26 protein-coding genes, 1 tRNA gene and 1 pseudogene are annotated in these 26221 nt (G+C 66.6%); 9 read left to right on the top strand and 19 right to left on the bottom strand.

Translation table 11 applies throughout. The features are described from left to right. From Q7J44_RS06165 to Q7J44_RS06155, 3 genes and pseudogenes are all read right to left on the bottom strand, one after another. A pseudogene (locus Q7J44_RS06165) lies at positions 1-367 on the bottom strand (alkyl hydroperoxide reductase subunit F); the annotation flags it as partial. Positions 368-418: 51 nt separating this feature from the next. Beyond that, positions 419-982, bottom strand: a complete 564-nt coding sequence (gene ahpC, locus Q7J44_RS06160; protein WP_034114319.1) for an alkyl hydroperoxide reductase subunit C — start codon at positions 980-982, stop codon at positions 419-421. Between the two features lie 155 nt (positions 983-1137). Further along, positions 1138-2709, bottom strand: a complete 1572-nt coding sequence (locus tag Q7J44_RS06155; protein WP_304878007.1) for a CoA-acylating methylmalonate-semialdehyde dehydrogenase — start codon at positions 2707-2709, stop codon at positions 1138-1140. A gap of 54 nt (positions 2710-2763) precedes the next feature. On the opposite strand from Q7J44_RS06155, the gene Q7J44_RS06150 reads away from it, so the two are divergent. From Q7J44_RS06150 to Q7J44_RS06140, 3 genes are all read left to right on the top strand, one after another. Beyond that, on the top strand, positions 2764-3891 hold the full coding sequence (locus Q7J44_RS06150; protein ID WP_034114323.1) for an MBL fold metallo-hydrolase: 1128 nt from the start codon (positions 2764-2766) through the stop codon (positions 3889-3891). Between the two features lie 191 nt (positions 3892-4082). Continuing rightward, complete coding sequence (gene bfr / locus Q7J44_RS06145) at positions 4083-4559, top strand: bacterioferritin (protein ID WP_034114326.1); 477 nt, start codon at positions 4083-4085, stop codon at positions 4557-4559. 49 nt (positions 4560-4608) lie between these two features. Further along, complete coding sequence (locus Q7J44_RS06140) at positions 4609-5403, top strand: PP2C family serine/threonine-protein phosphatase (RefSeq protein ID WP_304878004.1); 795 nt, start codon at positions 4609-4611, stop codon at positions 5401-5403. 60 nt (positions 5404-5463) lie between these two features. Here the strand turns inward: Q7J44_RS06140 and Q7J44_RS06135 are convergent, their stop codons facing one another. From Q7J44_RS06135 to cysS, 9 genes are all read right to left on the bottom strand, one after another. Then, positions 5464-5904: a hypothetical protein gene (locus Q7J44_RS06135; RefSeq protein ID WP_034114330.1), complete on the bottom strand. Its 441-nt coding sequence runs from the start codon at positions 5902-5904 to the stop codon at positions 5464-5466. 44 nt (positions 5905-5948) lie between these two features. Continuing rightward, complete coding sequence (locus tag Q7J44_RS06130; RefSeq protein WP_034114332.1) at positions 5949-6461, bottom strand: disulfide bond formation protein B; 513 nt, start codon at positions 6459-6461, stop codon at positions 5949-5951. A 19-nt stretch (positions 6462-6480) separates the two neighbouring features. Next, a complete protein-coding gene (locus tag Q7J44_RS06125) occupies positions 6481-7257 on the bottom strand; it encodes a ferredoxin--NADP reductase (RefSeq protein ID WP_304878000.1) in 777 nt (258 codons plus the stop codon). 12 nt (positions 7258-7269) lie between these two features. Then, a tRNA-Arg gene (locus tag Q7J44_RS06120) sits at positions 7270-7362 on the bottom strand. A 59-nt stretch (positions 7363-7421) separates the two neighbouring features. Continuing rightward, positions 7422-8705 carry an aspartate kinase gene (locus Q7J44_RS06115; RefSeq protein WP_304877998.1) on the bottom strand — a complete coding sequence of 428 codons (1284 nt, stop codon included), beginning with the start codon at positions 8703-8705 and terminating at the stop codon, positions 7422-7424. Positions 8706-8775: 70 nt separating this feature from the next. Beyond that, positions 8776-9789, bottom strand: a complete 1014-nt coding sequence (gene tilS, locus Q7J44_RS06110; RefSeq protein ID WP_197538531.1) for a tRNA lysidine(34) synthetase TilS — start codon at positions 9787-9789, stop codon at positions 8776-8778. Positions 9790-9796: 7 nt separating this feature from the next. Next, complete coding sequence (locus tag Q7J44_RS06105; protein WP_304877994.1) at positions 9797-10807, bottom strand: acetyl-CoA carboxylase carboxyltransferase subunit alpha; 1011 nt, start codon at positions 10805-10807, stop codon at positions 9797-9799. A 69-nt stretch (positions 10808-10876) separates the two neighbouring features. Next, a complete protein-coding gene (locus tag Q7J44_RS06100) occupies positions 10877-11665 on the bottom strand; it encodes a DNA-3-methyladenine glycosylase (RefSeq protein ID WP_304877992.1) in 789 nt (262 codons plus the stop codon). Then, complete coding sequence (cysS, locus tag Q7J44_RS06095) at positions 11665-13071, bottom strand: cysteine--tRNA ligase (RefSeq protein WP_304877990.1); 1407 nt, start codon at positions 13069-13071, stop codon at positions 11665-11667. Before cysS ends, Q7J44_RS06100 begins: the two co-directional genes overlap by 1 nt. A gap of 163 nt (positions 13072-13234) precedes the next feature. Here cysS and Q7J44_RS06090 point away from each other — a divergent pair, with 163 nt between their 5' ends. From Q7J44_RS06090 to Q7J44_RS06070, 5 genes are all read left to right on the top strand, one after another. Next, positions 13235-13774 (top strand): tetratricopeptide repeat protein, encoded by a 540-nt coding sequence (locus tag Q7J44_RS06090; RefSeq protein WP_304877988.1) that lies wholly within the window; start codon positions 13235-13237, stop codon positions 13772-13774. A 41-nt stretch (positions 13775-13815) separates the two neighbouring features. Further along, the gene (locus Q7J44_RS06085; protein ID WP_304877986.1) at positions 13816-14439 is read left to right on the top strand and encodes a peptidylprolyl isomerase; all 624 of its coding nucleotides are present in this window, start codon (positions 13816-13818) and stop codon (positions 14437-14439) included. A 4-nt stretch (positions 14440-14443) separates the two neighbouring features. Beyond that, positions 14444-14965, top strand: coding sequence for a peptidylprolyl isomerase (locus tag Q7J44_RS06080; RefSeq protein ID WP_304877984.1), 522 nt, complete (start codon positions 14444-14446; stop codon positions 14963-14965). A 93-nt stretch (positions 14966-15058) separates the two neighbouring features. After that, entirely contained in the window at positions 15059-15955 is an 897-nt protein-coding gene (locus Q7J44_RS06075; RefSeq protein WP_304877982.1) for a UDP-2,3-diacylglucosamine diphosphatase, read from the top strand. Beyond that, the gene (locus Q7J44_RS06070) at positions 15952-16836 is read left to right on the top strand and encodes a zinc-dependent peptidase (RefSeq protein ID WP_304877980.1); all 885 of its coding nucleotides are present in this window, start codon (positions 15952-15954) and stop codon (positions 16834-16836) included. Before Q7J44_RS06075 ends, Q7J44_RS06070 begins: the two co-directional genes overlap by 4 nt. Positions 16837-16913: 77 nt before the next feature. On the opposite strand, the gene Q7J44_RS06065 is transcribed toward Q7J44_RS06070, so the two are convergent. From Q7J44_RS06065 to Q7J44_RS06035, 7 genes are all read right to left on the bottom strand, one after another. Then, complete coding sequence (locus Q7J44_RS06065) at positions 16914-19685, bottom strand: DUF349 domain-containing protein (protein WP_304877978.1); 2772 nt, start codon at positions 19683-19685, stop codon at positions 16914-16916. Between the two features lie 175 nt (positions 19686-19860). Next, positions 19861-20523 carry an HPP family protein gene (locus tag Q7J44_RS06060; protein WP_045531525.1) on the bottom strand — a complete coding sequence of 221 codons (663 nt, stop codon included), beginning with the start codon at positions 20521-20523 and terminating at the stop codon, positions 19861-19863. 118 nt (positions 20524-20641) lie between these two features. Further along, on the bottom strand, positions 20642-21838 hold the full coding sequence (hemW, locus tag Q7J44_RS06055) for a radical SAM family heme chaperone HemW (RefSeq protein WP_304877975.1): 1197 nt from the start codon (positions 21836-21838) through the stop codon (positions 20642-20644). Then, the gene (rdgB, locus tag Q7J44_RS06050) at positions 21835-22464 is read right to left on the bottom strand and encodes an RdgB/HAM1 family non-canonical purine NTP pyrophosphatase (RefSeq protein WP_304877973.1); all 630 of its coding nucleotides are present in this window, start codon (positions 22462-22464) and stop codon (positions 21835-21837) included. Before rdgB ends, hemW begins: the two co-directional genes overlap by 4 nt. Beyond that, positions 22461-23225, bottom strand: coding sequence for a ribonuclease PH (gene rph / locus Q7J44_RS06045; protein WP_304877971.1), 765 nt, complete (start codon positions 23223-23225; stop codon positions 22461-22463). Before rph ends, rdgB begins: the two co-directional genes overlap by 4 nt. 33 nt (positions 23226-23258) lie before the next feature. After that, positions 23259-24245, bottom strand: coding sequence for a PP2C family serine/threonine-protein phosphatase (locus Q7J44_RS06040; RefSeq protein ID WP_304877969.1), 987 nt, complete (start codon positions 24243-24245; stop codon positions 23259-23261). Then, positions 24242-25255: a serine/threonine-protein kinase gene (locus tag Q7J44_RS06035; RefSeq protein WP_304877967.1), complete on the bottom strand. Its 1014-nt coding sequence runs from the start codon at positions 25253-25255 to the stop codon at positions 24242-24244. Before Q7J44_RS06035 ends, Q7J44_RS06040 begins: the two co-directional genes overlap by 4 nt. Before the next feature lie 66 nt (positions 25256-25321). On the opposite strand from Q7J44_RS06035, the gene Q7J44_RS06030 reads away from it, so the two are divergent. Then, complete coding sequence (locus tag Q7J44_RS06030) at positions 25322-26221, top strand: YicC/YloC family endoribonuclease (protein ID WP_304877965.1); 900 nt, start codon at positions 25322-25324, stop codon at positions 26219-26221.

Raw genomic sequence — 26221 nt, 5'->3', positions numbered from 1 at the left:
AAATCTCAATGCGGTAGTCTCCGGGCAGGGCCTTGATCTGCTCGATCAGGCCCGCCTCGACGTTGGGTGGATGCCCACCGGCCCACAGCAGCGCCAGCACCAGCGAGGTGAACTCGTGGCCCAACGGCACGGCGGCAAAACGCAGATTGCCCGGCTGGCCCTGCCCTTGCACGGTGAAGGATGGCACGCGTGCGTCTTGCCCGTCGGTGCGCAGTGCGATTTTGCTCGACAGCGCAGCGATGGTTTCGAGCAACTCACGCATCTCTAGCGATGCGCTAGAGCCGTCGAGCGAAGCCACCAACTCAATCGGCTGCTGCAGGCGCTCCAAGTAGGCTTGGAGCTGGGCTTTGAGGGTATCGTCGAGCATCTCTGCAATCCTTGTGGTGCGGGCGGGGCCAGTGGGCTTTGGGGAACGCGCTTAGATCTTGCCAACCAGTTCCAGCGACGGGGCCAGGGTTTTGGCGCCTTCGTTCCACTTGGCCGGGCAGACTTGGCCGGGGTTCTTGGCCACGTACTGGGCCGCTTTGAGCTTGCGCAGCGTTTCCTTCACGTCGCGCGCAATGGCGTTGTCGTGGATTTCGGCGGTCTTGATCTGGCCTTCGGGGTTGATGATGAAGGTGCCGCGCAGCGCCAGACCTTCGGCTTCGATGTGCACGCCAAACGCACGGGTCAGGGTGTGGGTCGGGTCGGCCACCAGCGGGAACTTGGCCTTGCCCACAGCGGGCGAGGTTTCGTGCCACACCTTGTGCGAAAAGTGCGTGTCGGTGGTCACGATATAGACCTCGGCCCCAAGCTTTTGGAACTCGGCGTAGTTGTCGGCGGCGTCTTCGACTTCGGTCGGGCAGTTGAAGGTGAAAGCGGCCGGCATGAAAATCAGCACCGACCATTCGCCCTTGAGCGTTTCGTCGGACACTTGCACAAACTTGCCATTGTGGAAAGCCTGGGCTTTGAAGGGCTGGACTTGGGTGTTGATGAGCGACATGGAAACTCCTGAAGGGAAGGGTTGAGTGTTTGCGAGATTGGTGAAAACCCTAGTCATCATAGCCCAGCCGATAGCCATCGTTTATTGAAACTGGCTATCGCGAACATTGATGCACCGCAGCAAGATGCGCGGGTGGGGGGTGCGGGCGGGGCCGCCTACTTCATCGTCGGCATGACGAATTCGGGGTCACGCACGCCGGTGGGCCAGCGCGCGGTCACGGTCTTGAGCCGGGTGTAGAAGCGCACGCCGTCGGGGCCGTGCATGTGCAGCGGGCCAAACAGGCTGCGCTTCCAGCCACCAAAGCTGTGGAAGGCCATGGGCACCGGGATCGGCACGTTGATGCCGACCATGCCCGCCTGCACCCGATGCGCAAACTGGCGCGCGGCGTCGCCGTCGCGGGTAAAAATGGCGCTGCCGTTGCCGTATTCGTGCGTATCCACCAATTTCAGGGCGGACTCGAAATCGGGCACGCGCAGCAGGCACAGCACCGGGCCAAAAATTTCTTCACGGTAAATGTGCATCTCGGGGCGCACGCGGTCAAACAGGCAGCCGCCCAAGTAAAATCCATCCTCAAAGCCGGGTACGCGCAAGCCCCGGCCATCGACCAGCAGCTCGGCGCCCTCGGCCACGCCAGAATCGACGTAAGCGCGCACGCGCTCGCGGTGCGCCGCTGTGACCAGCGGGCCCATGTCGGGTGCGGCTGGGCCGCCACCGTCATTGCCTTGGCTTTCGCCTTGGCCGCCTTGGCTGCTCGGTTGGTCTGGCTTGCCCGGGTTGCCAGGCCCAATGCGCAGCCCCTCGATCAGGGGGCGCAGTTTGGCGATCAGCGCCTCGGCGGTGGCATCGCCCACGCAGACCGCGACCGAGATCGCCATGCAGCGCTCGCCCGCCGAGCCGTAAGCGGCCCCCAACAGCGCGGCGGCAGCTTGATCCAGATCGGCATCGGGCAAGATCACCATGTGGTTCTTGGCCCCACCCAAGGCCTGCACGCGCTTGCCCAGCGCGCTGCCACGGGCGTAGAGCGCTTCGGCCACGGGCGTCGAGCCCACAAAGCTGAGCGCCTGCACGCGCGGGTCGTCGAGCAGCGCATCGACCGCCACCCGGTCGCCCTGCAGCACATTGAACACGCCGTCGGGCAGGCCGGCTTCCTTGAGCAGCCGGGCCAAAATCAGCGCCGCGCTCGGCACGCGCTCGGAGGGCTTGAGCACGAAGGTGTTGCCGCAGGCGAGTGCCACCGGAAACATCCACATCGGCACCATGCAGGGGAAATTGAAAGGCGTGACGCCCGCCACCACCCCCAGCGGCGCGTACTCGGTGTATGAATCGACCCCGCGCCCAACGTTGATCGAGTGCTCGCCCTTGAGCAGGTGCGGTGCGCCGCAGGCAAATTCGACCACCTCCAGCCCGCGTGTGAGCTCGCCGTGCGCGTCGGCCAGCACCTTGCCGTGTTCGGCGCTGATGGCGGCGGCGATCTCATCCGCATGGCGCTCCAGCAGTTCTTTGAAGCGAAACAGAACCCGTGCGCGCTGCAGCGGAGGCGTTTCGGCCCACGCCGGGAAGGCCGCTGAAGCGGCGGCCACGGCTTGCGCCGCTTCAGCGGCCGTTGCCAGCGCAACTTGCGCCTGCAACCGGCCCGTGGCCGGATCATAGACTTCGCCCAAGCGGCCGCTGCGGCCAGCCACGCTTTGGCCGTTGATGAAATGGGGGATGTGGCGCGGGGTGTGCATGCGCTATGATCGCAGATTCAGGGCTGATGCATAATTTCAGGCAAAGGCAACAGCATGAAACCAATCCAGCTCTTTGACGCCGACTCCAGCACCTACACCTACGTGCTGTTTGACGAGGCCACGCGCGAGGCGCTGATCATCGACCCGGTGGACGAGCAGATCGAGCGCGACTTGGCCACGCTGCGCGAATACGGTCTCAAGCTGGTCTGGACGGTTGAGACCCATGCGCACGCCGACCACATCACCAGCGCTGCCAAGCTGGCCGAGCTGGCGGGCGCACGCACGGCGGTGCCGGCAGGTTGCGGCATCGGAACTGCAGGCACACAACTGGCGCACGGCGACACCCTGCGTTTCGGTGGCGAAACCCTGCTGGCTTTGCACACCCCGGGCCACACAGCGGGCAGCATGAGCTTTGTCTGGCGCGAGCACGTGTTCACCGGCGACACCTTGCTCATCAACGGCTGCGGCCGCACCGATTTCCAGTCCGGCAGTGCTGCTGCCCTCTACCACAGCCTGACTCAGGTGCTGTTTGCGCTGCCCGACCGCACCACGGTTTGGCCGGGGCACGATTACCAAGGCCGCAGCCATTCCACCATCGGCCAGGAAAAGACCGGCAACGCGCGCGTGGCGGGCAAGACCGAGGCCGAGTTCGTGGCCCTTATGGAGAGCCTGAACCTGCCCAAGCCCCGACGCATCGATGAAGCCGTGCCGGCCAACCTGAGCTCCGGCATCCGACACGATGCCGATGGCGCGCTGCTCATGCAGCCGCGCCCGCCGGCCTCAACACAATCAGGCACTTATGCCGGCGATGTCTCGCCCCAACTGGCTTGGCAATGGGTGCAAAAGGGGCAGGCCGTGCTGGTGGATGTGCGCACCGACGCCGAGCGCGAGTGGGTGGGCTTTGTGCCGGGTGCCGTGGCGGCGGCCTGGAAGCAGTGGCCGGGCATGGCGCCGAACCCGCAGTTTGACGACGCCGTGCGCCAGGCCGCCGCCGGGGGGCACAAGCTGGTGCTGCTGTGCCGCAGCGGCGTGCGCTCCATACCCGCCGCCCAGCGCGCCACCGAACTGGGTCTGGAGGCCTACAACATCCTCGAAGGCTTCGAGGGCGACCCGGATGCCCAGGCGCAGCGCGGGCGCAAAGGTGGCTGGCGCTACCACGGGCTGCCTTGGCGGCAAAACTGAGCCGGTTCAAGACCCGTTTTGAACCGAGATTGCCCGCGCGCCCCATCAACGCACCGAATCGGGCCTAAACTATCGGGGCTGCTAGTCGAGCACGCCGTGGCAATGCCGCTAAAGCGCTAAACTACTACAAGTCCCCAGCGAATAGACGCCTCCACTGCCCGCCCAAACACCCCCATCCTAGGAAAACCACCATGCAAGGCGACACCCAAGTTATCGGCCACTTACAGGCCCAGCTCAAAAACGAGCTCACCGCCATCAACCAGTATTTTGTGCACTACCGCATGCTCAAGCACTGGGGTTTGGACAAACTGGCGCAGAAAGAGTACCAAGAGTCGATTGGCGAGATGAAACACGCCGACCGCCTGATGGACCGCATTTTCACGCTCGACGGCCTGCCCAACCTGCAAGACCTGGGCAAGCTCAACATCGGTGAGAACGTGCCCGAGATTTTGCGCAGCGACTTGGCACTCGAGCGCACCGCCCAAGCCACCATCAAAGACGGCATCGCCCACTGTGAGAGCGTGCGCGATTACGTCTCGCGCGACCTGCTGCTCGAAATTCTGCAAGACACCGAGGAGCACATCGACTTCCTCGAAACCCAGCTTGATCTGCTCGAGAAAGTCGGGGTGCAAAACTACCTGCAGAGCATGATGGGCAGCGTCGAATAAGGCCCCACCTGAAGAAGGCTTAATCAGAAGGCCAGATCAAGGCACACCCATGGCCCCGTTTGGCGGGCGATCCGTCCACGCTCTCATGGCCGCCCCCTACCGCATCAACGCCTGCACGGGCATCGACCAGGGTGATCGCCCTTATCAACAAGATCAGCTTGGTCTGATGGCGCATCGCTACATCAAGGGCTGCGTGCTGGGCGTGATCGCCGACGGCATGGGCGGCCTTGCGGGGGGACGCAAGGCGGCGGAACAGGTGCTGCTGACGGCGCAACAGGTGTTTGAGCAATTCGACCCACGCACCGACGACGGCGCGGCCTTTTTGCTTCGTTTGGCGCAAGAGGCCCATATCGGCATACGCCTGACGGCTGCCACCGCCGACCTGGAGCCGCACAGCACCCTGGCTGCCTTTTTGGTGTTGCCCAGCGGCCACTGCCATTTCGCGCATTCGGGCGATTCGCGGCTCTACCATTTTCGCGGGCCGCAGTTGCTGCACCGGAGCCAGGACCATTCGCTGGTGCAGGCTTTGGTCAAGCAAGGTCTGTTGAGCGACGAACAGGCCCGCACCGACCCGCGCAGCAATCTGTTGCTGCATTGTCTGGGCACCCAACAAGCACCCACCATCGATAGCCACCGCTGTGAACCGCTGCAAGTGGGCGATGTGCTGCTGGCTTGCAGCGACGGCATCTGGCAGTGCTTTCCAGACGCCGAGCTCAACGCCTTGGCGCACCAAGCAACACCCCGCCAGGCGTGCGAAGAACTGGTGGCGCAAGCGCGAGTGCGTTCCTTTGGCAGTTGCGACAACCTGAGCCTGATCGTGCTCAAGCTCGACGCTGCCCCCTAGCACTCCCCGCTGGCAGGGATTCAGGGGGCTTTGTGCTCGGGGTTGGGGTTGGGGCTCGCTTCAGCCTTGGGTGCATCCACGAGCACATACAAACCCGAGCGGCTTTGTTTGGCGTGGTGCTTGGCACTGGCGGCGGCGTTGGCCACGTTCTCGGCCTCGGTGTAGGATGGCGTCGATTTCGGTGACCTGCTCGTGCTCGGTCAGCTCCAGCACCAGCGACGAGAGCGACAGCCCCAAGGCCTGCGCGTGGTCGAACAGGCGCACGATCTGCTGGCGCTCGGCGGCCTTAACCAGCACCGAGGCGCTGACGTTGAGAAACAGCCGCCCGACGCGCGCGCTGCGGCTCCAGTACCACAGGGCCCGAAACAGGCATTCGAGCTCAAATTCAAGCGTCAAATTTTCGCTTTGCGCCGAGGTCAGCAACTCGAGCGGGCCGTTCCACGGGCTGCCGGTGGGCGGCCGCACCAAGGCTTCGTGTGCATAGACCGAAATCCCGGCCAAATCGCCGGCATGACAGGATGGTGAAACCCGCAGGTGCGCTAAGATCAGCGCCGTCGCAGCAAAGCCACGAACAGCGCCAATGCCAGCAGCGCCATGCCTGTGAACACCAGAAACGACCAGTTGGCGATCGTCAGGCCGAGAAAGGTCCAGTCAACTTTGGCGCAATCACCGCTGCCGCTGAACAACATCGGGATCAGGCGCTCGAGCGGGAAGCTGGCGATCATGCCGTAGAAATCGCGCCCGCAGGTGACGAACTCGGGCGGGTACCACTGCAGCCAGCTCTGGCGCGCGGCGGTGAAGGCCCCAAAACCGGCCATCAATACGATAGCAGCCAAGCCCACCAGGTGCACCAGCCGCTGTGCAAAAACCGCCGTAAGCAAGGCCAGCAGGCCTACACCCATCAGGGCGTAGCGCTGCACCACGCACATCGGGCAGGGCTGCAGGCCCACCACGTGCTGCAAATACGCGCCATAGGCAAACATGCCCGCGCACACCAGCACCAACAGCAGCAGCCAGCGCCGTGGGTGGTGTGCCAAAGAGTCAAACCAAGTGCTCATGGGCGCCAAGGATAGCGCATTAGCTCTCGACGAAGGCGCGCTCGATCACATAGTCGCCTGGCGTGCTCGTGTTTCCTTCGACGAACTGGCGCTGCTCCATCATGCGCTTGAGGTCGCGCAGCATCTCGGGGCTGCCGCAAATCATGACCCGGTCATGTGCTGGGTCAAGCGCTGGCAGGCCCAGATCGGCGGCCAGCTTGCCGTTTTCGATCAGGTCGGTAACGCGGCCGCGGTTGATGAAGGGCTCGCGCGTCACGGTCGGGTAGTAGCGCAGTTGCTGACTCACCATCTCACCCAGAAACTCGTGCTGCGGCAAGTCCACCGTGAGGTAGTCGTAGTAGGCCAGTTCCTTGACCTCGCGCACCCCGTGCACCAGCACCACCTGCTCAAATTTTTCGTAGGTGGCCGGGTCGCGGATGATGCTCATCCACGGTGCCAGCCCAGTGCCGGTGCCCAGCAAATACAGGCGCTTGCCCGGCAGCAGGTAGTCGATCAGCAGCGTGCCGGTGGGCTTGCGCCCCACCACAATGATGTCGCCAGGCTGGATGTGCTGCAAGCGGCTGGTGAGCGGGCCGTCGGGCACCTTGATGCTGAGGAACTCGAGGTGCTCCTCGTAATTGGCGCTGGCGATGCTGTAGGCGCGCAGCAAAGGCTTGCCGCCCTCTACCCGCAGCCCGATCATGGTGAAGTGGCCGTTGGAGAAACGAAGCGAGGGGTCGCGCGTGGTGGTGAAACTGAACAGCCGGTCGGTCCAGTGGTGAACGGTGAGTACCCGTTCTTCGTTGAATGCGCTCATTTTTGCGATATTTGGCGGAGTGAGAGGGATTCGAACCCTCGATGCGGCTCTACACCGCATACTCCCTTCGCAGGGGAGCACCTTCGGCCTCTCGGTCATCACTCCAGAACTTTGGATTATGCCCCAAAACCGCTGCGATCTGGGGCAGGCTCTGCGCAAAAGTCTCAGGCAGTGGCCAGGCTGTCGGTGGGTTGATCGAGGTCGAACTCGCGGTGCAGGGCGCGCACGGCCAGCTCCATGTATTTTTCGTCGATCACGACCGAGGTTTTGATCTCGGAGGTGCTGATCATCTGGATGTTGATGCCCTCCTCGCTCAGGCAGCGAAACATGCGGCTGGCCACGCCCACGTGGCTGCGCATGCCGATGCCGACGATGCTGACCTTGCAGATGCGCGCATCGCCTTGCACCTCGGCCGCACCCAGCTTGGGTACCACCTGGCTGCGCAGCAGCTCCAGTGTTTTGGCGTAGTCGTTGCGGTGTACGGTGAAGCTGAAATCGGTTTTGCCGTCTTTGCTGATGTTTTGGATGATCACATCCACTTCCACGTTGGCCTCGGCCACCGCACCCAAAATTTGGTAGGCGATACCGGGCCGGTCGGGCACGCCGAGCACGGTGATTTTGGCTTCGTCGCGGTTGAAGGCGATGCCGGAGACGACGGCTTGTTCCATGGTTTGCTCATCCTCAAAAGTGATCAGGGTGCCGGATTGGGCTTCTTCGTTCAGATCGACGTCCCAGGGCGTAAAGCTCGAGAGCACGCGGATCGGCATGCGGTATTTGCCGGCAAACTCGACCGAGCGGATTTGCAGCACCTTCGAGCCCATGCTGGCCATTTCCAGCATTTCCTCGAAGCTCACGCGCGGCAGGCGGCGCGCCTCGGGCACCACGCGCGGGTCGGTGGTGTAAACGCCATCAACGTCGGTGTAGATCAGGCATTCGAGCGCGCCGATGGCCGCCGCCACCGCCACCGCCGAGGTGTCGGAGCCGCCACGGCCCAGGGTGGTGATGTTCCCCTGCTCATCCACGCCCTGAAAGCCGGTGATGATGACCACCTTGCCAGCCGCCAGATCGGCCTGGATGCGATCTTTTTCGATGGATTCGATGCGCGCCTTGGTGTAGGCGCTGTTGGTGCGGATCGGCACCTGCCAGCCGCAATAGCTCACGGCCTGCAGCCCTTCGGCTTGCAAGGCGATGGCCAGCAGCGCCGACGAGGCCTGCTCGCCGGTGGCGGCGAGCTGGTCGAGCTCGCGCTCGGTGGCGCTGCCGGGCTGCGCCGGGGCCAGCTCTTTGGCCAGCGCCAGCAAGCGGTTGGTCTCGCCGCTCATGGCGCTGGGCACCACCACCATCTGGTGCCCGGCGCGCTGCCATTTGGCGACGCGTTTGGCCACGTTGCGGATGCGCTCGGTCGAGCCCATGCTGGTGCCGCCGTATTTGTGAACGATGAGTGCCATGAGAGGGGGTGCGATGGGTGTGGTGTGGCCGTACCGTGCAGCCAAGGCTGCCAGCCAGTGAGTCAAAGCCTCAAATTATAAATGGCGGCATGGCAGCATCCGACTCAAGATCCAAGTGCGCACCGCAACGCCGCACCCGCCCCTGCCCCACCTTGATCTCGATTTGGTGGCCCCGGGTGCGACAGGCGGCCACTTGGTGCAGCAGTTGCTGCAGTTGGGCGGCGCTGGCCTGGGTGCCGTGCTGGCTGCGCAGCCAGTGGCGCAGCAGGTTGGCTTGGCGGTCGGGGCTTAAGGCTTGTACGGCGGCGATGGCGGGCGGGTTGCCCACCGCCAGCAAGTCCTGCGCCGCCAGCTCGTCCAGCAGGCGCTGCGCCTGGGCAATCTGGCTGGTGCTGCGCGCCACCGTGCGCAGGCTGGCGGGAAAGTGCTGCAGCAGCGCAGGCAGCAGGTGCGCGCGGATGCGGTTGCGGGTGTAGCGCAAGTCTTGGTTGCTCGGGTCTTGCTGGTAGGGCACGGCTTGGGTGTCGAGCCACTGGCGCAGCGCCGCGCCGTCTTCGTGCAGCCAAGGGCGGCCAAAGCAGACCCCGTGGCGCTGCATGGCCTCGGGCATGGCCGCCAGCCCCGGCAGCCCGGCGCCGCGGCTGAGCGCCAGCAGCAGGGTTTCGATCTGGTCTTGCGCCTGCTGCCCCAGCAGCACCCAAGCCGCGCCGTGGGCTTGGGCCAGCCGCGCCAGCGCCGCGTAGCGGGCTTGGCGCGCCGCCTCTTCCGGGCTTTGGCCGCGCGCGGGCCCAGCTTGCACCCGCTCGATGCGCAGCGGCAGCCCGAGTTGATCGCAGCAGCGCTGCGCGTGCTCGGCAAAGCCTTCGGCCGCCGGCTGCAAACCGTGGTGGATGTGCAAGGCCTGCACCCGGCCGGGCCAGAGCGCGTGCGCCGCCCGCAGCAGCGCGGTGGAATCGGCCCCGCCGCTGTAGGCCACGGCCCAAGGCTGGGGGGCGGCCTGCGCTTGCGTGGGCAAGCCGTGGCGCTGCGCCCAGGCGCGCAGACTGGCCAGTCCGGGGGGTGGTGGAGCCGGGGCCGGGGCCACCACCGCCTCAACCCGCGTGGCTGTCGGCGCGACCGCTGCCGCTGCGGCTGTCGGCCTTGGTGTCGGTGTAGCGGCCAAAGCCGTTGAGGCGGGCGTGGCGCTGCTCCAGCAGCTCTTTGGGCTTGTAGTCGGCCACCTGGCGCAGGGCATCGGTGAGCGCGCGCTTGAGGAACACCGCCATCTGCTTGGGGTCGCGGTGCGCGCCGCCCACCGGCTCGCTGACGATCTTGTCCACCAGCCCGAGCGCCTTCAGGCGGTGCGCGGTGATGCCCAGCGCCTCGGCGGCGTCGCTGGCGCGTTCGCTGGTTTTCCACAAGATCGAGGCGCAACCCTCGGGGCTGATGACCGAATAAACCGCGTATTGCAGCATCAGCACCTGATCGGCCACGGCAATGGCCAGCGCGCCGCCGGAGCCGCCTTCGCCGATGATGGTGCTGATGATCGGTACTTCGAGCTGCGCCATCTCGTAGATGTTGCGCCCGATGGCTTCGGACTGGCTGCGCTCCTCGGCATCGATGCCGGGAAAGGCTCCGGGGGTGTCGACAAAGGTGAACACCGGCAGGCGGAACTTCTCGGCCAGCTTCATCAGGCGCAGCGCCTTGCGGTAGCCCTCGGGGCGCGTCATGCCAAAGTTGCGCAGCGTGCGCTCCTTGGTGTCGCGGCCTTTTTGCTGACCCAACACCATGCAGGGCTGGCCGTTGAAGCGCGCCAGCCCGCCCACGATGCTCTGGTCATCGGAAAAGTGGCGGTCACCATGCAGTTCGACGAAGTGCGTAAAAATCTCGCGCACGTAGTCGAGCGTGTAGGGGCGCTCGCTGTGGCGGGCGATCTTCGTCACCTGCCACGGCGTCAGGTGGGTGTAGATGTCCTTGGTGAGTTGCAGGCTTTTCTTGCTGAGCTGCTCGATCTCTTGCGAGATATCGACCGCCGATTCGCTCTGCACGTAGCGCAGCTCTTCGATTTTGCTTTCCAGCTCGGCAATCGGTTGCTCGAAGTCGAGGAAACTTTTTTTGGCCAAGATTGGGCTCCTGGGTCGGTGAGGGGAAAAATTAATGCGGGCCGTGAGGCTCAGCGCGTACGCGGGCGGTCAATACGCCACCGGCAGCGGGTCCAGCGAGCGCCAAATATACCAAGTCGCCACGCTGCAATAGGGGCCCCAGGGGGCGGCGACTTCGCGCGCGTCGCTGCGGCTGACCGGCTCGCCCGAAAAATAACTCTGGCTGATGCCCCGGATCAGGCCCACGTCGTCGAGCGGCAACACGTTGGGGCGCAGCAGGTGAAAAATCAGGAACATATCGGCGGTCCAGCGCCCGATGCCGCGAATCGCCACCAGTTGCTTCACGATGGCCTCGTCGTCCATGCCCGGCCAGTCTTCGGGGCGCATCTGGCCGCTGTCGAAGTGCAAGGCCAAATCAACCAGATACTCGACCTTGCGCGCGCTCAGACCGGCGGCGCGCATCTCATCCACGCGCAGCCGCAGCAAGGCGGCGGGCTCGAATTGGGGCAGCAGCTTTTCGAAACGCTGCCACACGGCTTGCGCCGCCACCACCGAAATCTGCTGCCCGATCACGCTGCGCACCAGGGTGACGAAGGGGTCGCCGTGCGACTGCAAGCCCGTGTGCGGCGTGTGGGGGATGAGCTTGCATAACACCCGGTCGCGCTCGCTCAGGTGGGTACAGGCGTCGGCCCAGTAGGGAGGCACCCGGCAGGCCGCAACCGGGCTGGGCGGCTGCGCGTTGGGCAGTGGCAGGGTGGGCGGTAGCGCGGCGGCGGACGAGCACAAACCGGCGGCGGCAATCGACCTAGGGCTGCTGGCCTTGGCGCTGCGTGCGCTGGCGGGTGGGCGCACGGCCTTGGGCACGCGCAGGCTGGCCATCAGGCGCGCACCCAAGTCGTGCCCTGGGCGCTGTCTTGCAGCAGCACGCCCTGGGCCTGCAACTGCTGGCGAATGCGGTCGGCCAGGGCAAAGTCGCGCGCGGCCTTGGCGGTGCTGCGCTCGGCGATCAGGGCCTCGATGGCGCTGGCCGACAAGCCTTGCGCGGCCTCGGCCGCCCCCACGCCGCCTTGCAAAAAGGCCTGCGGCACTTGTTGCAGCAGCCCCAAAATGCCGCCCAGCGCCCGGAGCAGCGCGGCCAAGGCGGGGCTGCGGCTGCGGTTGACTTCGGTGGCCAGCTCGAACAACAGCGCCACCGCTTCCGGGGTGCCGAAGTCATCGTCCAGCGCCGCCTTGAAGCGCGCTGCGTGCGGCTCGGCCCAGTCGATGGCGGCATGGGTGGCCGCCGGTGGCAGCGGCACCGCCGCCAGCGCGGTGTAGAGGCGCCGCAGGGCCGCGCGGGCGTCGTCGAGGTGCGCGTCGGAGTAGTTGAGCGCGCTGCGGTAGTGCGCACGCAAAATGAAGAAGCGCAGCGTTTCGGCCTCGTAGCGTTGCAGCACCTCGCGGATGGTGAAAAAATTGCCCAAGCTCTTGGACATTTTTTCCTCATCGACGCGCACGAAACCGTTGTGCATCCAGACCGTGGCCAGCGGCTGGCCGCTGGCCCCTTCGCTCTGGGCGATTTCGTTTTCGTGGTGCGGAAACTGCAAATCGGCCCCGCCGCCGTGGATGTCGAAGGGCTCGCCCAGCAAGGCGCAGCTCATGGCCGAGCACTCGATGTGCCAGCCCGGCCGCCCGGTTCCATACGGGCTCGGCCACTGCGCTTCGGCGGGCTCGTCGGGCTTGGCCGCTTTCCAGAGCACGAAGTCGAGCGGGTCGCGCTTGTCGTCGGAGACCGCCACGCGCTGGCCGGCGCGCAGCTCATCCAAGCTCTTGCCCGAGAGCTTGCCGTAACCGGCAAAGGCGCGCACGGCGTAGTTCACGTCGCCGTCGGCGGCGCGGTAGGCCAGCCCCTTGCTTTCCAGCCGCTCGATCAGGGCCAGCATCTGCGGCACGTAGTCGGTGGCGCGCGGTTCGTGGGTCGGGCGCTCGATGCCCAGCGCGTCGGCGTCTTGGTGCAGGGCCTCGATCATGCGCTCGGTCAAGGCGCGGATGGTCTCGCCGTTGCGCAGCGCACGGGCGATGATCTTGTCGTCGATGTCGGTCACGTTGCGCACGTAGCTGACGCGGTAGCCGCTGGCCTTGAGCCAGCGCTGCACCACGTCGAAGGCCAACATGGAGCGCGCATGCCCGAGGTGGCACAGGTCATAGACGGTCATGCCGCAGACGTAGAGGCGCACATGGCCGGGCTGCAGCGGCGAGAAGGTTTCGGTGCGGCGCGTGAGCGTGTTGTAGATGCGCAGGGTCATGTGATGGGGGCGGAGCGGGCAAGGGCGGGCGTGGTTTGGGGTACCGCAGATACAATCGGGCAAGTATATCGGCGCCGCCGCTGCGGCCACCGATCCCCGCATTCGAGCCCCTGCCTTGCCCGTTCACATGCCCTTTGCCCTTCCTGACCGCGTTTGGCGGCCGTTGCACCCGCCCCACGCTTGGCGCCTGTTGGCTGCCGCCCTGCTGGCGCTGCTGCTCGGGCTGGGCAGCGCGAGCGCTTGGGCTCAGGACGCCCCCTACGACGCGGTGCAGCGCCAGACCCAGGCCGGTGACTGGGCCGCCGCGCTGGCGCAGGCCGAGGCCTGGCTGGCGCAGCACCCGGCCGATGCGCAAATGCGTTTTTTGCGCGCCGTAGCGTTGCAACGCCAGGGCCAGACCGAGGCCGCCCAAGCCGCCTTCACCGCCCTGACGCAAGAGCACCCGGAACTGCCCGAGCCGCACAACAACCTGGCGGTGCTGCACGCCGCTGCCGGTCGCTTGGCCGAAGCGCAACAGGCGCTCGAACAGGCGCTGCGCCTGCACCCGCACTACGCCATCGCGTGGCGCAACCTGGGCGATGTGCAGTTGCAGCGCGCGGCCGAGTCCTACCGCCGCGCCCTGCAACACGCCCCGCACGCCGCTGGCCTGGCGCAGCGCCTGCAGACCGTCGAAGCCTTGCTGGCCCCGGCTGCGGCGCGCTAAAACTCCTCCCCACAGCAGCCCCACATCTCTACACCCATACCATGCAACGCCGCCAACTCGCCCCCCTGCTGCTCGGCTCCGTCGCGCTGACCAGCGCCCTCTGGCTGGGCAGCGCCCATGCCCAGGCCCCTGCTGCCGCTCCCGCTGCGGCACCGGCCCCTGCCAGCGCCCCGCGCGTCACGCTGCAAACCAATCTGGGCACCATGGTGCTCGAACTCGACCCGGTGCGCGCACCGCTGACGGTGCAAAACTTTCTGCGCTACGTGCGCGAAGGCCATTACAACGGCACCGTGTTTCACCGCGTCATCCCCGGCTTCATGATCCAGGGCGGCGGTTTCACGGCCGATATGCAGCAAAAGCCCACCCGGCCCCCGATTGCGCTGGAGTCGCGCAACGGCCTGAGCAATTTGCGCGGCACGGTGGCGATGGCGCGCACCAATGTGCCCGATTCGGCCACGGCCCAGTTCTTCATCAACACCGTGGACAACCCCTGGCTGGACCAACCGCGCTCGCCAGACGGGCACGGCTACGCGGTGTTTGGCCGCGTCGTCACGGGCCTAGACGTACTCGACCGCATCCGCGCCGTGCCCACCGGCCGCCAAGGCCCGCACAGCAACGTGCCGCTGCAACCCGTCACCATCCTCAACGCCACTTTGGAGCAATAACCCCATGGCCAACCCGCAAGTTGAACTGCACATCGCCGGACGCGGCGTCATCACGATCGAGCTCGACGCCGAAAAAGCGCCCATATCGGCCGCCAACTTTCTCGCCTACGTGCGCAGCGGCCACTACGACGGCACCGTGTTTCACCGCGTGATCGACGGTTTCATGATCCAAGGCGGTGGTTTTGCCGTGGGCATGACGCAAAAACCGACCCTCGACACGATCGAAAACGAGGCCAACAACGGCCTAAAAAACAAGCGTTACACGCTGGCCATGGCGCGCACCTCGGCCCCGCATTCGGCCTCGGCGCAGTTCTTCATCAACGTGGCCGACAACGGCTTTCTCGACCACAGCGCGCCCACGGCGCAAGGCTGGGGTTATGCCGTGTTTGGCAAGGTCATCGCTGGCACGGAGGTGGTGGATGCCATCCGCAGCGTAAAAACCGGGCGCAAGGGCTTTCACGACGACGTGCCGCAGGACGATGTGGTGCTGGAAAAAGCCGTGGAGCTGCAAGCCAGCGCAGCCTAAAGCGGTCTGTTGAAGCGGGGGGTCTGCCAATGCAAAGCCGCACTGCGTTGCGCCCCGTTCTTTGCCTCCCCTGATACGCTCAACCCTGCGACCATGAACCAAGCCACCGTGCCCACGGCGCACCCGCAAGCCCTGCCCGAACCCGACCTCGTCTGCTCCGCCCCGGGCTGGGAGCGGGTCGAGTTCATCTCTGACCTGCACCTGCGCCCCGAAGACCCCGCCACCGTGTCGGCTTGGCTGCGCTACCTGGAGCACGGCCGCTTCGACGCCCTGTTCATACTGGGCGACCTGTTCGAGCTCTGGTTTGGCGACGACATGCTGCAGCGCCCGCCCGAAGCTCCCGGCAGCGAGCTGTTGCAGCGCAGCATCCAGGCGCTGCAAAGCGCCAGTGCGCGCGCCCCGGTCTATCTGATGCACGGCAACCGCGACTTTCTGCTCGGCAGCGCCTTTGCCCAGCACAGCGGCGTGCGCCTGATCAGCGACCCCTGCGTACTCGAATTCGCCGAGCAGCGCTGGCTGCTCAGCCACGGCGACGCCTGGTGCCTAGAAGACCGCAGCTACCAGACCTTTCGCCAGATGGTGCGCGCCCCGGCCTGGCAGCAGGGCTTTCTGGCGCGCCCGCTGCCCGAGCGCGAGGCGCTGGCGCGCATGGCGCGCCACGCCAGCGAAAGCCAAAGAAGCGCCGGCAACACCGCAGCGACCAGCGCGCCCGACGCCCCCGACTACGGCGACGTGGATGCCGCCACCGCCTGCCAGTGGCTGCGCGCCACCGGCTGCCAGACCCTGATCCACGGCCACACGCACCGCCCCGGCCAGCACGATCTGGGCGCCGGCTTGCAGCGCCTAGTGCTGAGCGACTGGTGCGGCCTGAGCCAGCCACCGCGGCGCGAGGTGCTGCGGCTCGATCGCCAAGGCCAGGTCCACCGCCTCAGCCCCGAGCAAGCGGCCGCGCCCACACCCGCCGCGCAGGCCCCCGTGCCAGCGGCATGAGCCCGGCCCCGCGCTGGCTGCGCGTGCTGCGCCACAGCCGCTGGGTCCGCACACTCACACGTTGGTTGGGCGGTGCGCCACCCATTCCATCTGGCCTGTGGCGGCGTGTATTGCAAGCGCAGCCCTTCCTGCAGCACCTCGAGCCGGCGCAACGGGAGCGCTTGCAGCTTTTGTGCCGCCATTTTTTGGCGCACAAAACCTTTAGCGGCGCCAACGGCCTGCAGATCAACGACGAAATGGCGCTGCAGATTGCCACCCAAGCCTGCCTGCCCTGGATCCACTGGGGCCTGCCGGGGCTGGACTGGTACCGGGGTTTTGTCGGCATCGTGGTGCATCCGGATGAAGTCTGGGCGCAGCGTGAAGAAACCGACGCAGCCGGCGTGGTGCACCGCTGGCGCGAGGCGCTGGCCGGCGAAGCCATGCACGGCGGGCCGCTGATGCTGGCCTGGTCGCACGTGCGCGCCGCCAACGACAAGGTTCAGCACGGCCACAACCTGGTGATCCACGAATTCGCGCACCAGATCGACATGCGCCACAAATCGCGCCACCAGGCCGCCGACGGCTGCCCGCAGTTGCCGCGTGGCTTTCTGGGGCTGGAGCCGCGCGCCGCCGCGCAGCACTGGCAACAGGTCTGGAGCCAGCAATACCGCCACTTTGTGCGCCAGGTGCAAATGGCCGAGCGCTTCGGTGCCCACCTGCCCTGGCTCGACGCCTACGGCGCCACCGATGCGGCCGAGTTCTTCGCCGTCGCCTGCGAGGCCTATACGGTGCAGCGGGCGCGCTTCGGGGCCCAATTCCCGGCTTTGTTGCCGCTGCTCGATGCTTTTTTTCGGCATCCGGCGGCGGCGGGGTTGGCGCCACCAGCCCGCGCTTGCGCCTAGGCTTTCAGGACACCGGTAGCGGCGGCCTAGGGCACGCGCGGCTCAGCCCTCCCGGTGCCGGGGGGCAGATCCCGGGCTCAACGCCGCAGCAGCACCTTGAGCACCGCCTGCAAGCGCTCGGCGGCGGCGGCATCAAAGGGGCTAGCCAGCACCTGGGCCACGTCTTGGGCCCAAGTTTGCGCCGGGGCCGGGTCGTGGCGGCGCGTGAGCAGTTGCAGTTGCAGGGCGCGTCGCGCTTCGAGGTGCGCGGCCGGGGTGGGCAGTTCGGCCGCCATTTCGAGCCGCAGCAGGTGCGTGCTGCGCGCGGCCTCGGCTGCGGGTGCGGGGGCTTTGCCCAAGGCGCTGGCCCAAGCAGAGCGCGCCGCAGCCGCCGCCTTGCCGCCCAAGGCTTGGGCGCTGGGCACGGCCTCGGGGTTGCGCTGCTGCCAAGCGCCGAGCAAGCCCATCAACGCTTCGCCGTGGGCCTGGGTGGCGAGTTTTTTGAGTGCCAGCTCGGCCTGCTCCAGCGCCTGGCGCTGGGCCCGGAACGCGGCATCGCCCAAGCGCGGGCCGCGCTCTTCGCGCTCGCTGCGCCAGTCTGGGCGCTCGCCGCCGCGCTCGCCGCCGCGTTGTGGGCGCGCATCGCCGAAGCCGCCATCGCGTGGGCGGCGGTCGTCGCGGCCCGCACCCGGGCGGCCGGATTGCGGCTGCGCCCGCGCCATGCCGGGCCGGTCGTCGCCGCGCATGGCCACCAGCTTGCGTGGGGCGGCGGCGACTGCAGCTGGGGCTGCTGGGGCTTTGCCCGCGGCCTCGGAGGGTGTGGCGGTGGTCTCGGGTTCGGTGATGCTGGTGACCGAGTCGGCGTTCGAATCCGGGTTGGCTCCAGCGTCCGCACTGGCTTCGGAACTGGCTTCGGCCACGGCAGCATCTGGCGCAGCAGCATCTGGCTTGGCCGCCTTGGGCGGCACGGCAGGCGGGGTTTGCCCGCGCAAACAGGCTTGCAGGGCCTCGCTGGCGGCGCGGATGCGCTGCGCATCGCCCGCCGCACAGGCGGCTTCCAGTGCCTGCGCGGCTTGCAGCACCGCCTGATCGTGGGCGCCCAGCGAGGCGGAAACCTGCTCGCGCTCGGCCGTCTTGCGCTCAAAAGCGGCGTCGATGGGCTGGCGAAACGCCTCCCAGAGTTTTTGTTCCAGGCGCCGATCCAGCGGCACCGCTTGCGCTTCCTGTTGCCAGCGCTGTTGCAAGGCCTTCACGGCGTCGATGCGCAGCGGCACCACTTGAGCCAGGGCCTGCGCCTCGGCAATCAAGGCCTGACGGCGCTGCACGCTCTGATCTTGCGCCGCTTCTAGGCGCGCATGGGCTTGGCTGATGGCCGCTTTCCAGAGCGGTTGCAGCTCGGCAAACAGCTTTTCGCTCAGGTGGCCGCTCTGGCGCCAGCGCTCGGCATAGGCATGCAGGTCGCGCAGTTGCAGCTTCCAGTCGGTGTGGGTGGCATGCGCCGCCGCCCAAGCCTGCACTTCTTCGATCAGCGCCAGGCGCTGGGCCCGGCTGGCCTGGTTTTGCTGCTTGAGTTGCTCCAGCCACGCTTCAACCTGTTTGTGCGCCTCGTTGCAGGCTTCGTCGAATTTTTTCCAAAGGGCTTGGTTGGGTGCCCCCCCTTGATCGGTGGCTTTCCATTGTTCGCGCAACTGGCGCAGCGCCTCTTGCACCTTGCGCCCACCCAAACGCTGCCCCTCAGGGGCGAGGTTGAGCGCCACCGCCTTGGCCAGCAGTTCTTCGCGCAACTGGTCGGCGCGCCAGCGTTGCCAGCCTTCGAGTTCGCTGCTGCTGACCAGCGCCGCCTGGGCCTCGGCCTCGAGGGCGGGCGGGATGTGGCGAGCATGGTCTTTGAGCAGCTGGCGCAAAGCAGCGGCAGCCTTGGGTGCCGTTTTGCTGTGCCCTTGTGCCAACTCTTGCTGCAACGCGGCCACAGCCGCAGCCACAGCCAAGCTGGCCTGTTGCTGCCGACCCGATTGCTCGAGCGCATCGACGGCGGGTGGCGTGGCCTCACCCCGCAGGGCGCGCAATTCGTCGGCCCAAACCGGTACCGCTGGCAGGGCCACCTGCGCGTCGCTTGCAGCGGCCAGGGCTTGAGCGAGCGCGGCGTCAAAGGCTTCCCAGACCAGGTGCAACTGGTTGCGCGAGGTGTCGAGCTGCAAGGCGTATTTGGGTTCGAGGCTTTCCCAGACCGGGTCGGCTGACAGCCCGCTGGCATGATGGGTCCAGGCCGCCACGTCGGAGCGCAAGGGCTCGCGCTGGGCCTGTGCCTCGGCCAGTGCCTTGGTCGAGAGCAACTCGATGCGCTGCGCCAGCATGACGGCGGCTTCGCGCTGCACCTGCACCTGGTGCTGCAGGTCTTCGAGCGCTTTCATGCGCTCACTCAAAGCCAGCCGCAAGCCCGCCAGCGGCTCGCGCGACAGCGGGGCCCCGGCCTTGGCGGCATCGCGCTGCCAGCCCATGGCGTCGGCCAGATTCAGGCGCGGCTGGGCCAGCAGGGCCTTGGCCTTGGCCGCCCACTCTTCGGCAATGGCATCTTGCGCCTTGGTGCGCTTGAGCTCGTCGAGTTTGTCCTTGAGCGCCTTGGCCGCGCCTTTGTCGCGGTGCGAGAGTTCGCGAAAAACCTCGGTCATTTGCTCGAGGCTGGGCTCGCTGGCCAGCCATTCGCGCAAGCGGGCGGCGCGCTCGCCAGAGGTCGGCGCCTTGAAGGCGCCTCCGGTCAGGGCGTCGAGTTGCGACAGATCGGCGGTGGGTTGGGCGGACTTGACAGAGGCGTTCACGGCTTCGGGGGTAGGCAAGGCAACCCGGCTCCCATAGGAGGCAAACGGGTACATCGGGTTGATCGGGATGAATAAAAATCAGCTGCCTATTGTCGCCGCATTCGCAGCCCAAATGGGCTGTGGCTGCCCGCAATTCGGTTTTGCCTGCACCCCGACCCCCGATTTGCAACAGCGGGGGGCGCAAACACGGCCCACGAGCGGCAAAAAACCGCGCTTTGGGTCTCAGGCCTCAACCCGCCCACAAGTCCAGGGGCGGATCGTGCACCACGGCTTTCAGGATGTCGGTGCGGGTGACGAAACCCTCTACCCGGCCCTCGCCATCGACCACCGGCAGGCCTTGCAAACCGGTGTCGAGCAGCACCAGCGCCAAGCGGCGCAGCTCCACTTCGGCGCTGACCGCAGGCACGGGGCTGAGCATGACTTGCGTCAGGGGCTGCGCCATCAGGGCCTGCCAGACCAGGGCGTGCCCGTCGGGGGTGGGCAAGCGCTCGGGCTGCATCAGTTCGGCACGCGACAGCAGCCCGATCACCAGCCCATCGCGGCCCAGCACCGGGGCCTGGCCAACGCCGCGCTGATACAAGACCCACCAGCCTTGGCGCACCGTCATGTCGTGCGAGAGCGTCACCGGGTTGCGGCTCATGACATCGGCCACGCTGCGCAAGGGCCGTCTGGCCAGCGGCGCCCGCTGCAACTGGCTGTAGGCGCTCAGGGCGTGGGCACTGCCTCGGTGCTCGGCATCGGGTGGGGTGCCGGTTTCGGGCACTTGCAGCGGGCGGTCGAACTCGGGCTCGAGCGCGCGCGTGCGCGCACTGCGCAAGGTGGGTACGACGCGGCGCAAATCCTCCGCCAAGCCGCGGTACATGAGCCCAGATGTGCCGTAAATCGCAAACATGATGCACCCCTCGTTCAGACGCAACCCTGTGCATTATGGCGGCATACCAGGTGCCACGGCCAAAAACCAGGCGCCAGCGCACGGCAGCAGCGCGACGGCCGCCGTCAGGGCGAAAACATCAGGGCAAAAACAGGGCTTGCAGGTCGTTGAGAAAATCAAAACCGCGTGCGCTGGGCCGGATGCGCCAGGCGTCGCGCTCGATCCAGCCCTTGGCCTCGGCCTCGGCCAATGGGGCCTGGATGGCAGCCAGCGGCAGGCCGGTGCGGGCACCAAAATCGGCCACCGCAAAGCCCTCGCGCAAGCGCAGCGCGTTGAGCATGAATTCAAACGGCAATTCGCTGGCGGGCACTTCGTTTTCGCTGGCAACCGGCTGGCCCTGCAAGGCCTGCTCCATGTAGCGCTGCGGGTCGCGCCAGCGCACCTGGCGCAGCACGCGCTGCGCGAAACTGAGCTTGCCGTGCGCCCCCGCCCCTATGCCCAAGTAGTCGCCAAAGCGCCAGTAGTTCAGGTTGTGGCGGCACTGGTGTTCGGCCCGGGCGTAGGCCGACACCTCGTAACGCTGCAGCCCGGCGCTGGCGCAGCGGGCGCCGATGGCATCGAGCATGTCCCAGGCGCTGTCTTGGTCGGGCAAATGCGGCGGCGGATGCTTGGCAAAGGCGGTGTTGGGCTCGAGCGTGAGGTGATAGAGCGACAGGTGCGGGGGCGCATAGTCCAAGGCGCGCTCCAGGTCCTGCTGCAAATCGGCCAGCGTCTGGCCCGGCAGCGCATACATCAGGTCGAGGTTGAAGGTTTGGAAATGCTGCGCCGCCTCTTGCACCGCCGCGTGCGCCTGGGCGGCGTCGTGCACCCGGCCCAAGGCGTGCAAAAAGCGGTCGTCGAAGGATTGCACGCCCACGCTCAGGCGCGTCACGCCCACGGCGCGGTAGGCAGCAAAGCGCTGGCGCTCGAAGCTGCCGGGGTTGGCCTCGAGCGTGATTTCGACCTCAGGCAGCAGCGGCAGCAAGGCGCGCAGGTCGGACAACAAACGCTCCAGTGCCTCGGGCGGCAGCAGGCTGGGGGTGCCGCCGCCGATGAAGACGCTGTGCACGTTACGCCCCCACACCAGCGGCAGACTGGCCTCGAGGTCGGCGCGCAACGCTTGCAGATAGCGCTCCCAAGGCGGGGGGGCCGCGCCTTGCAGAGCATGCGAATTGAAGTCGCAGTAGGGGCATTTTTTCAGGCACCAGGGCAGGTGCACATACAAGGCCAGTGGCGGCAGGCTGGTGAGCTGGATGCGGCCGGGGCGCTCTAGGCGCACAGTCTGGACCGCGCTCACGACTCGCCCGCCCAAGGCAGCCAGCGCTGGCGCATCAGATCCAACAGGGCGCGCGCCGCTTGGCCACGGTGGCTGAGGCTGTTTTTGAGCGCGGGCGGCAACTGGGCGCAGGTTTGCCCGTATTCGGGCAGATAGAGCACGGGGTCGAAGCCAAATCCGTGCGTTCCGGTGGCTTCGGTGGCAATCAGGCCATGCAGGCGCCCGCTGGCCACCAATGGCTCGGGGTCGTCGGCCGAGCGCAGCGCCACCAAGGTGCTGACCAAGGCGGCGCGCCGGTTGCTCTGGCCCTGCATCTGCTCCAGCAAGGCGCGCACGTTGTGGGCGTCGCCCTTGGGGTAGCCAAAGCGGGTCGCGTAGAAGGCGGTGTCCACCCCCGGCTGGCCGCCAAAGGCCTCGACGCACAGGCCGGCGTCGTCGGCCAACGCAGGCAGGCCGCTGGCGGCGCTGGCGTGGCGCGCCTTGGCCAGGGCGTTTTCTACGAAGGTGCGGTGCGGCTCGTCGGCCTCGGCAATGCCCAGCTCAGACTGGCTCAGCAGCCGCACGCCCAAAGGCTGCAGCAGCGCTTGCAATTCGGCCAGTTTGCCGGCGTTGTGGGTCGCCAGCACCAGGGTCAGCGCCGGCTTCACGGCTGCGGCAGGGCCAAGCCGGGCACGGGGGCCGCCACGGCGGCGCGTTGCAGCGCGATCAGCTCGGTGATGCCGCTTTCGGCCAGGCGCAGCATCTGGCTCATCTGCTCGTGGCTGAAGGGCTGGCCTTCGGCGGTGCCCTGCACTTCCACGAAATGGCCGGCGCCGGTCATGACCACGTTCATGTCGGTGTCGCAGGCCGAATCTTCGTCGTAGTCCAAATCGAGCAGCGCCAGCCCCCGCAGCAAGCCGACCGACACCGCCGCCACCGGTTGCAGCAGGGGCGAACGCACCAATTGCCCACTGCGCAGCAACTGCTGCACCGCATCGTGCGCCGCCACCCAGGCGCCGGTGATGGCGGCGGTGCGGGTGCCGCCATCGGCCTGCAGCACGTCGCAATCGAGCGTGAGGGTGCGCTCGCCCAGCGCCGCCAGATCGAACACCGCGCGCAGCGAGCGCCCGATCAGGCGCTGGATCTCTTGCGTGCGCCCACTTTGCTTGCCCTTGGCGGCCTCGCGCGCGCTGCGGGTGTGGGTGGCGCGCGGCAGCATGCCGTATTCGGCCGTGACCCAGCCGGCGCCGCTGCCTTTTTGGTGCGGCGGCACCTTGTCTTCGATCGAGGCGGTGCACAGCACCCGGGTGCGGCCAAACTCGACCAGCACCGAGCCCTCGGCGTGGCAGGTGTAGGCGCGCGTCAGGCGCACCGGGCGCAGGGCATGGGCTGGGCGGGCGTCGAGGCGGGCGGGGGTGGGGTGGCTCAAGGGGTTTGCAGTCATGTGAAATTGGCTCAGGTGTTACGGACGGTTGCGGCGCAAGGCGGTGCGGCGGATGGCGGCGTTGATTTCATCGATGGATTGCTCGATGCGCTCCAGATCGAACACATCATCACCCTCCTCTTGGGTTGGCTGGGTGTCGGTGCTTGGGGCCAAGGCATCGATTCGAGCGCCTGCATCGAGCGCACCGGCGCCGCCGAGGTCGACGACCTGACCGAAGCTGGAAATCGACGAGCCCTCAAACAAATCGGCCTGCGCCACCCCGGGCCCCGTTGCGGCCGCGCCATCGCCGCCCCACTGCAGCGCCAACAACGACACGTTGTCGCTGCGCGGGCCGGCCTTGTGCAAAGCCTGGCGCACCAAGGCCGGCACACTGTGGCGCAGCGCCCGGCCCTGCAGGGCCGCCACCAGATCGGCGTCGGATTGGGTAGACCACAGGCCATCGGAGCACAGCAGCAGCTGATCGCCGGCCTGCAAGGCCAAGGGGCCGGTGTGGTCGAACAAGGGCGTCGATTGCGAGCCCAAGCAGGTAAACAGCAAATTTCGATTCGCCAAACGGGACGGCTGCTGAAACAGCTCCGGTTTGTCTTGGAAGCTGTGGTCGCGGGTGCGAAACCACACCCGTTCGGCGCGCAGCCCGTACAGGCGCGAATCGCCAGCGTGCACCGCCCACAGTTGCCCGTCTTGCAGCAGCGCCGCCACCAGCGTGGTGCGCGGCTGCTCGGACAGGTCGTTGGAACGGGCGTAATCGACAATGGCGCGGTTGGCTTGCAACAGGGTCTGCTGCAAAAAAGCCGGCGGATGGGCCAGCCGCGGCCGGGCCTGCGCCAAAAAGGACTGGGTGAACACCCGCACCGCAATTTCAGCCGCCTGCTCGCCCCCGCTGTACCCCCCCATGCCATCGGCCAAGGTGAGCAAAATTGCCTCGTGGGTGTAGGTGTAACCGAGGCGGTCTTCGTTGTCGTCGCGCCCCCCTTGGCTGCTGGCCTGAAAAACCGAAAACTTCATGACTCGGGATGAAAACTGGAGCGCCCAGAAGGGGTGACGGGAAGTTTGGAGGAACCGGGCCAAAAACGACCGACTTGCTGGCGCAGTTTGTCGGCTAGGCTGGGCGGGCTAAAGACTGGGGTGGGCTCGCGTTGCAATTCTTTTTGCAACTCGAACACCGACTGCGGCCGCGCCGTGGCCTGCAGCGCCATGCACCACTGCACCACCTCGATCAGGTTGTCGGAATAGAGCCCGCGCAAGCGCGTCATGGCCAGCGGCAGTCGGTCTTTTTCAAGGCGCTGCGGGGCGTCGTGGGGTGGGTAGCCTTGCATGCAGGAGTAGAGGCAGGCGCCCACGGCATACATATCGGTCCACGGGCCCAACTGGGCGCCGCGCTGGTACATCTCGGGGCCGGCAAAGCCGGGCGTGTACATGGGGCGCACGAAATTGCCTTCGGCGCTGAGCACCTCGCGGGCCGCGCCAAAATCGATCAAAATGGGTTTGTTGGCGTCAGTAATAAAAATGTTGGCCGGCTTGATATCCAAGTGCAGCATTTTGTGCTGGTGCACGATGCGCAAGCCACGCAGCAACTCGTCGTAGAGCGAGCGGATGGTGGCTTCACGAAAAATCTTTTTGCGCTTGAGCGCGCGCGCCGTGACGATGAACTCCTGCAGCGAGGCGCCTTCGAGCAGGTCCATGACCATATAGACGGTCTCGTTTTCTCGAAAAAAATGCCGCACCCCGACCACCGATGGGTGCGAAATTTGCGCCAGCGCCCGCCCTTCTTCAAAAAAGCTTTTGAGCCCGAGCCGGTACAGGGAGAGCTTTTCGGGCGGCACCTGCGGCAGCAACTCGCCCGGCGCGCGCAAGGCCAAGGCAGCGGGCAGGTATTCCTTGAGCGCCACCTTCTGCCCGGCCGGGTCGAGCGCCAGATAGACCAAGCCAAACCCGCCACTGGCCAACAGACGCAGCACCCGGTAGCCGCCAATCAGGGTTTCGGGGGGCAAGGGAGCGGGCTTGGTCTTTGACATAATCGGAACAGAGCAAAACCCGCATCGTTGCAACAAGAAAAGAGTGAATCCGTGCCAGTTTACAGCATGACCGGCTATGCCTGCGCCACCCAGCGCCTGCGCCCCACCGAGGCCGCCCCCCACTCGCCCGAGCTCGTGCTGGGGGTGGAGATTCGTTCCGTCAACAGCCGCTTTCTGGACTTGGGGTTTCGCTTAGGCGATGAACTGCGCGCCTGCGAACCCGCGCTGCGTGAGCGCCTGCAAGCCAGCCTCAAGCGCGGCAAGGTCGAGTTGCGGGCGTGGGTCGAGGGCCGCACCGAGGCCGCATGGCGCGCTCCCAACAGCGCCGAACTGCAAAAATTGCTGTCTATGCAAGACCAGATCCGCACTTGGCTGCCCCATGCGCGCGAACTCTCGGTGGCCGAGCTGCTGCAATTGCTGGCGCGCACGCCGCCACTGCCGGCCGCCTTGACCGAGGCCGCGTCCAGCTTGGCCGCACAGGTGCTCGACGAGCTGCGCCACGCCCGCCAACGCGAGGGCGAACGGCTGGTCCAAATGCTGCACGAGCGGCTCGCACAGTTGCAGGCGCTGGCGCAACAGGCCCAGCCCTTGGTGCCGGCCCAGGTCGAGCAGCAGCGGCTGCGTTTTCTGGAGCGCTGGAACGAGGCCATGGGCCACACCGGCGCCGACTCCAGCCCCGCCCCGGCGGCGGCCCACGAGCGCGCCCTGACCGAAGCCACCGCCTACGCGCTGCGGCTTGACATCGCTGAAGAACTGACGCGCCTGCAGTCGCACCTGAGCGAGATCGGCGACGTGCTGCAGCGCGGCGGCGAGGTCGGCAAGCGGCTCGATTTTTTGATCCAAGAACTGCAACGCGAGGCCAACACCTTGGGCAGCAAATCCTCCAGCCTCACCCTGACGCGCATTGCGGTGGAAATGAAAGTGCTGATCGAGCAAATGCGCGAACAGGTGCAAAATCTCGAATAA

It is taken from the genome of Pseudotabrizicola sp., from assembly GCF_030656345.1.
Taxonomy (GTDB): Bacteria; Pseudomonadota; Alphaproteobacteria; order Rhodobacterales; family Rhodobacteraceae; genus Pseudotabrizicola.
This window is presented reverse-complemented; position numbering and strand designations above follow the sequence as displayed.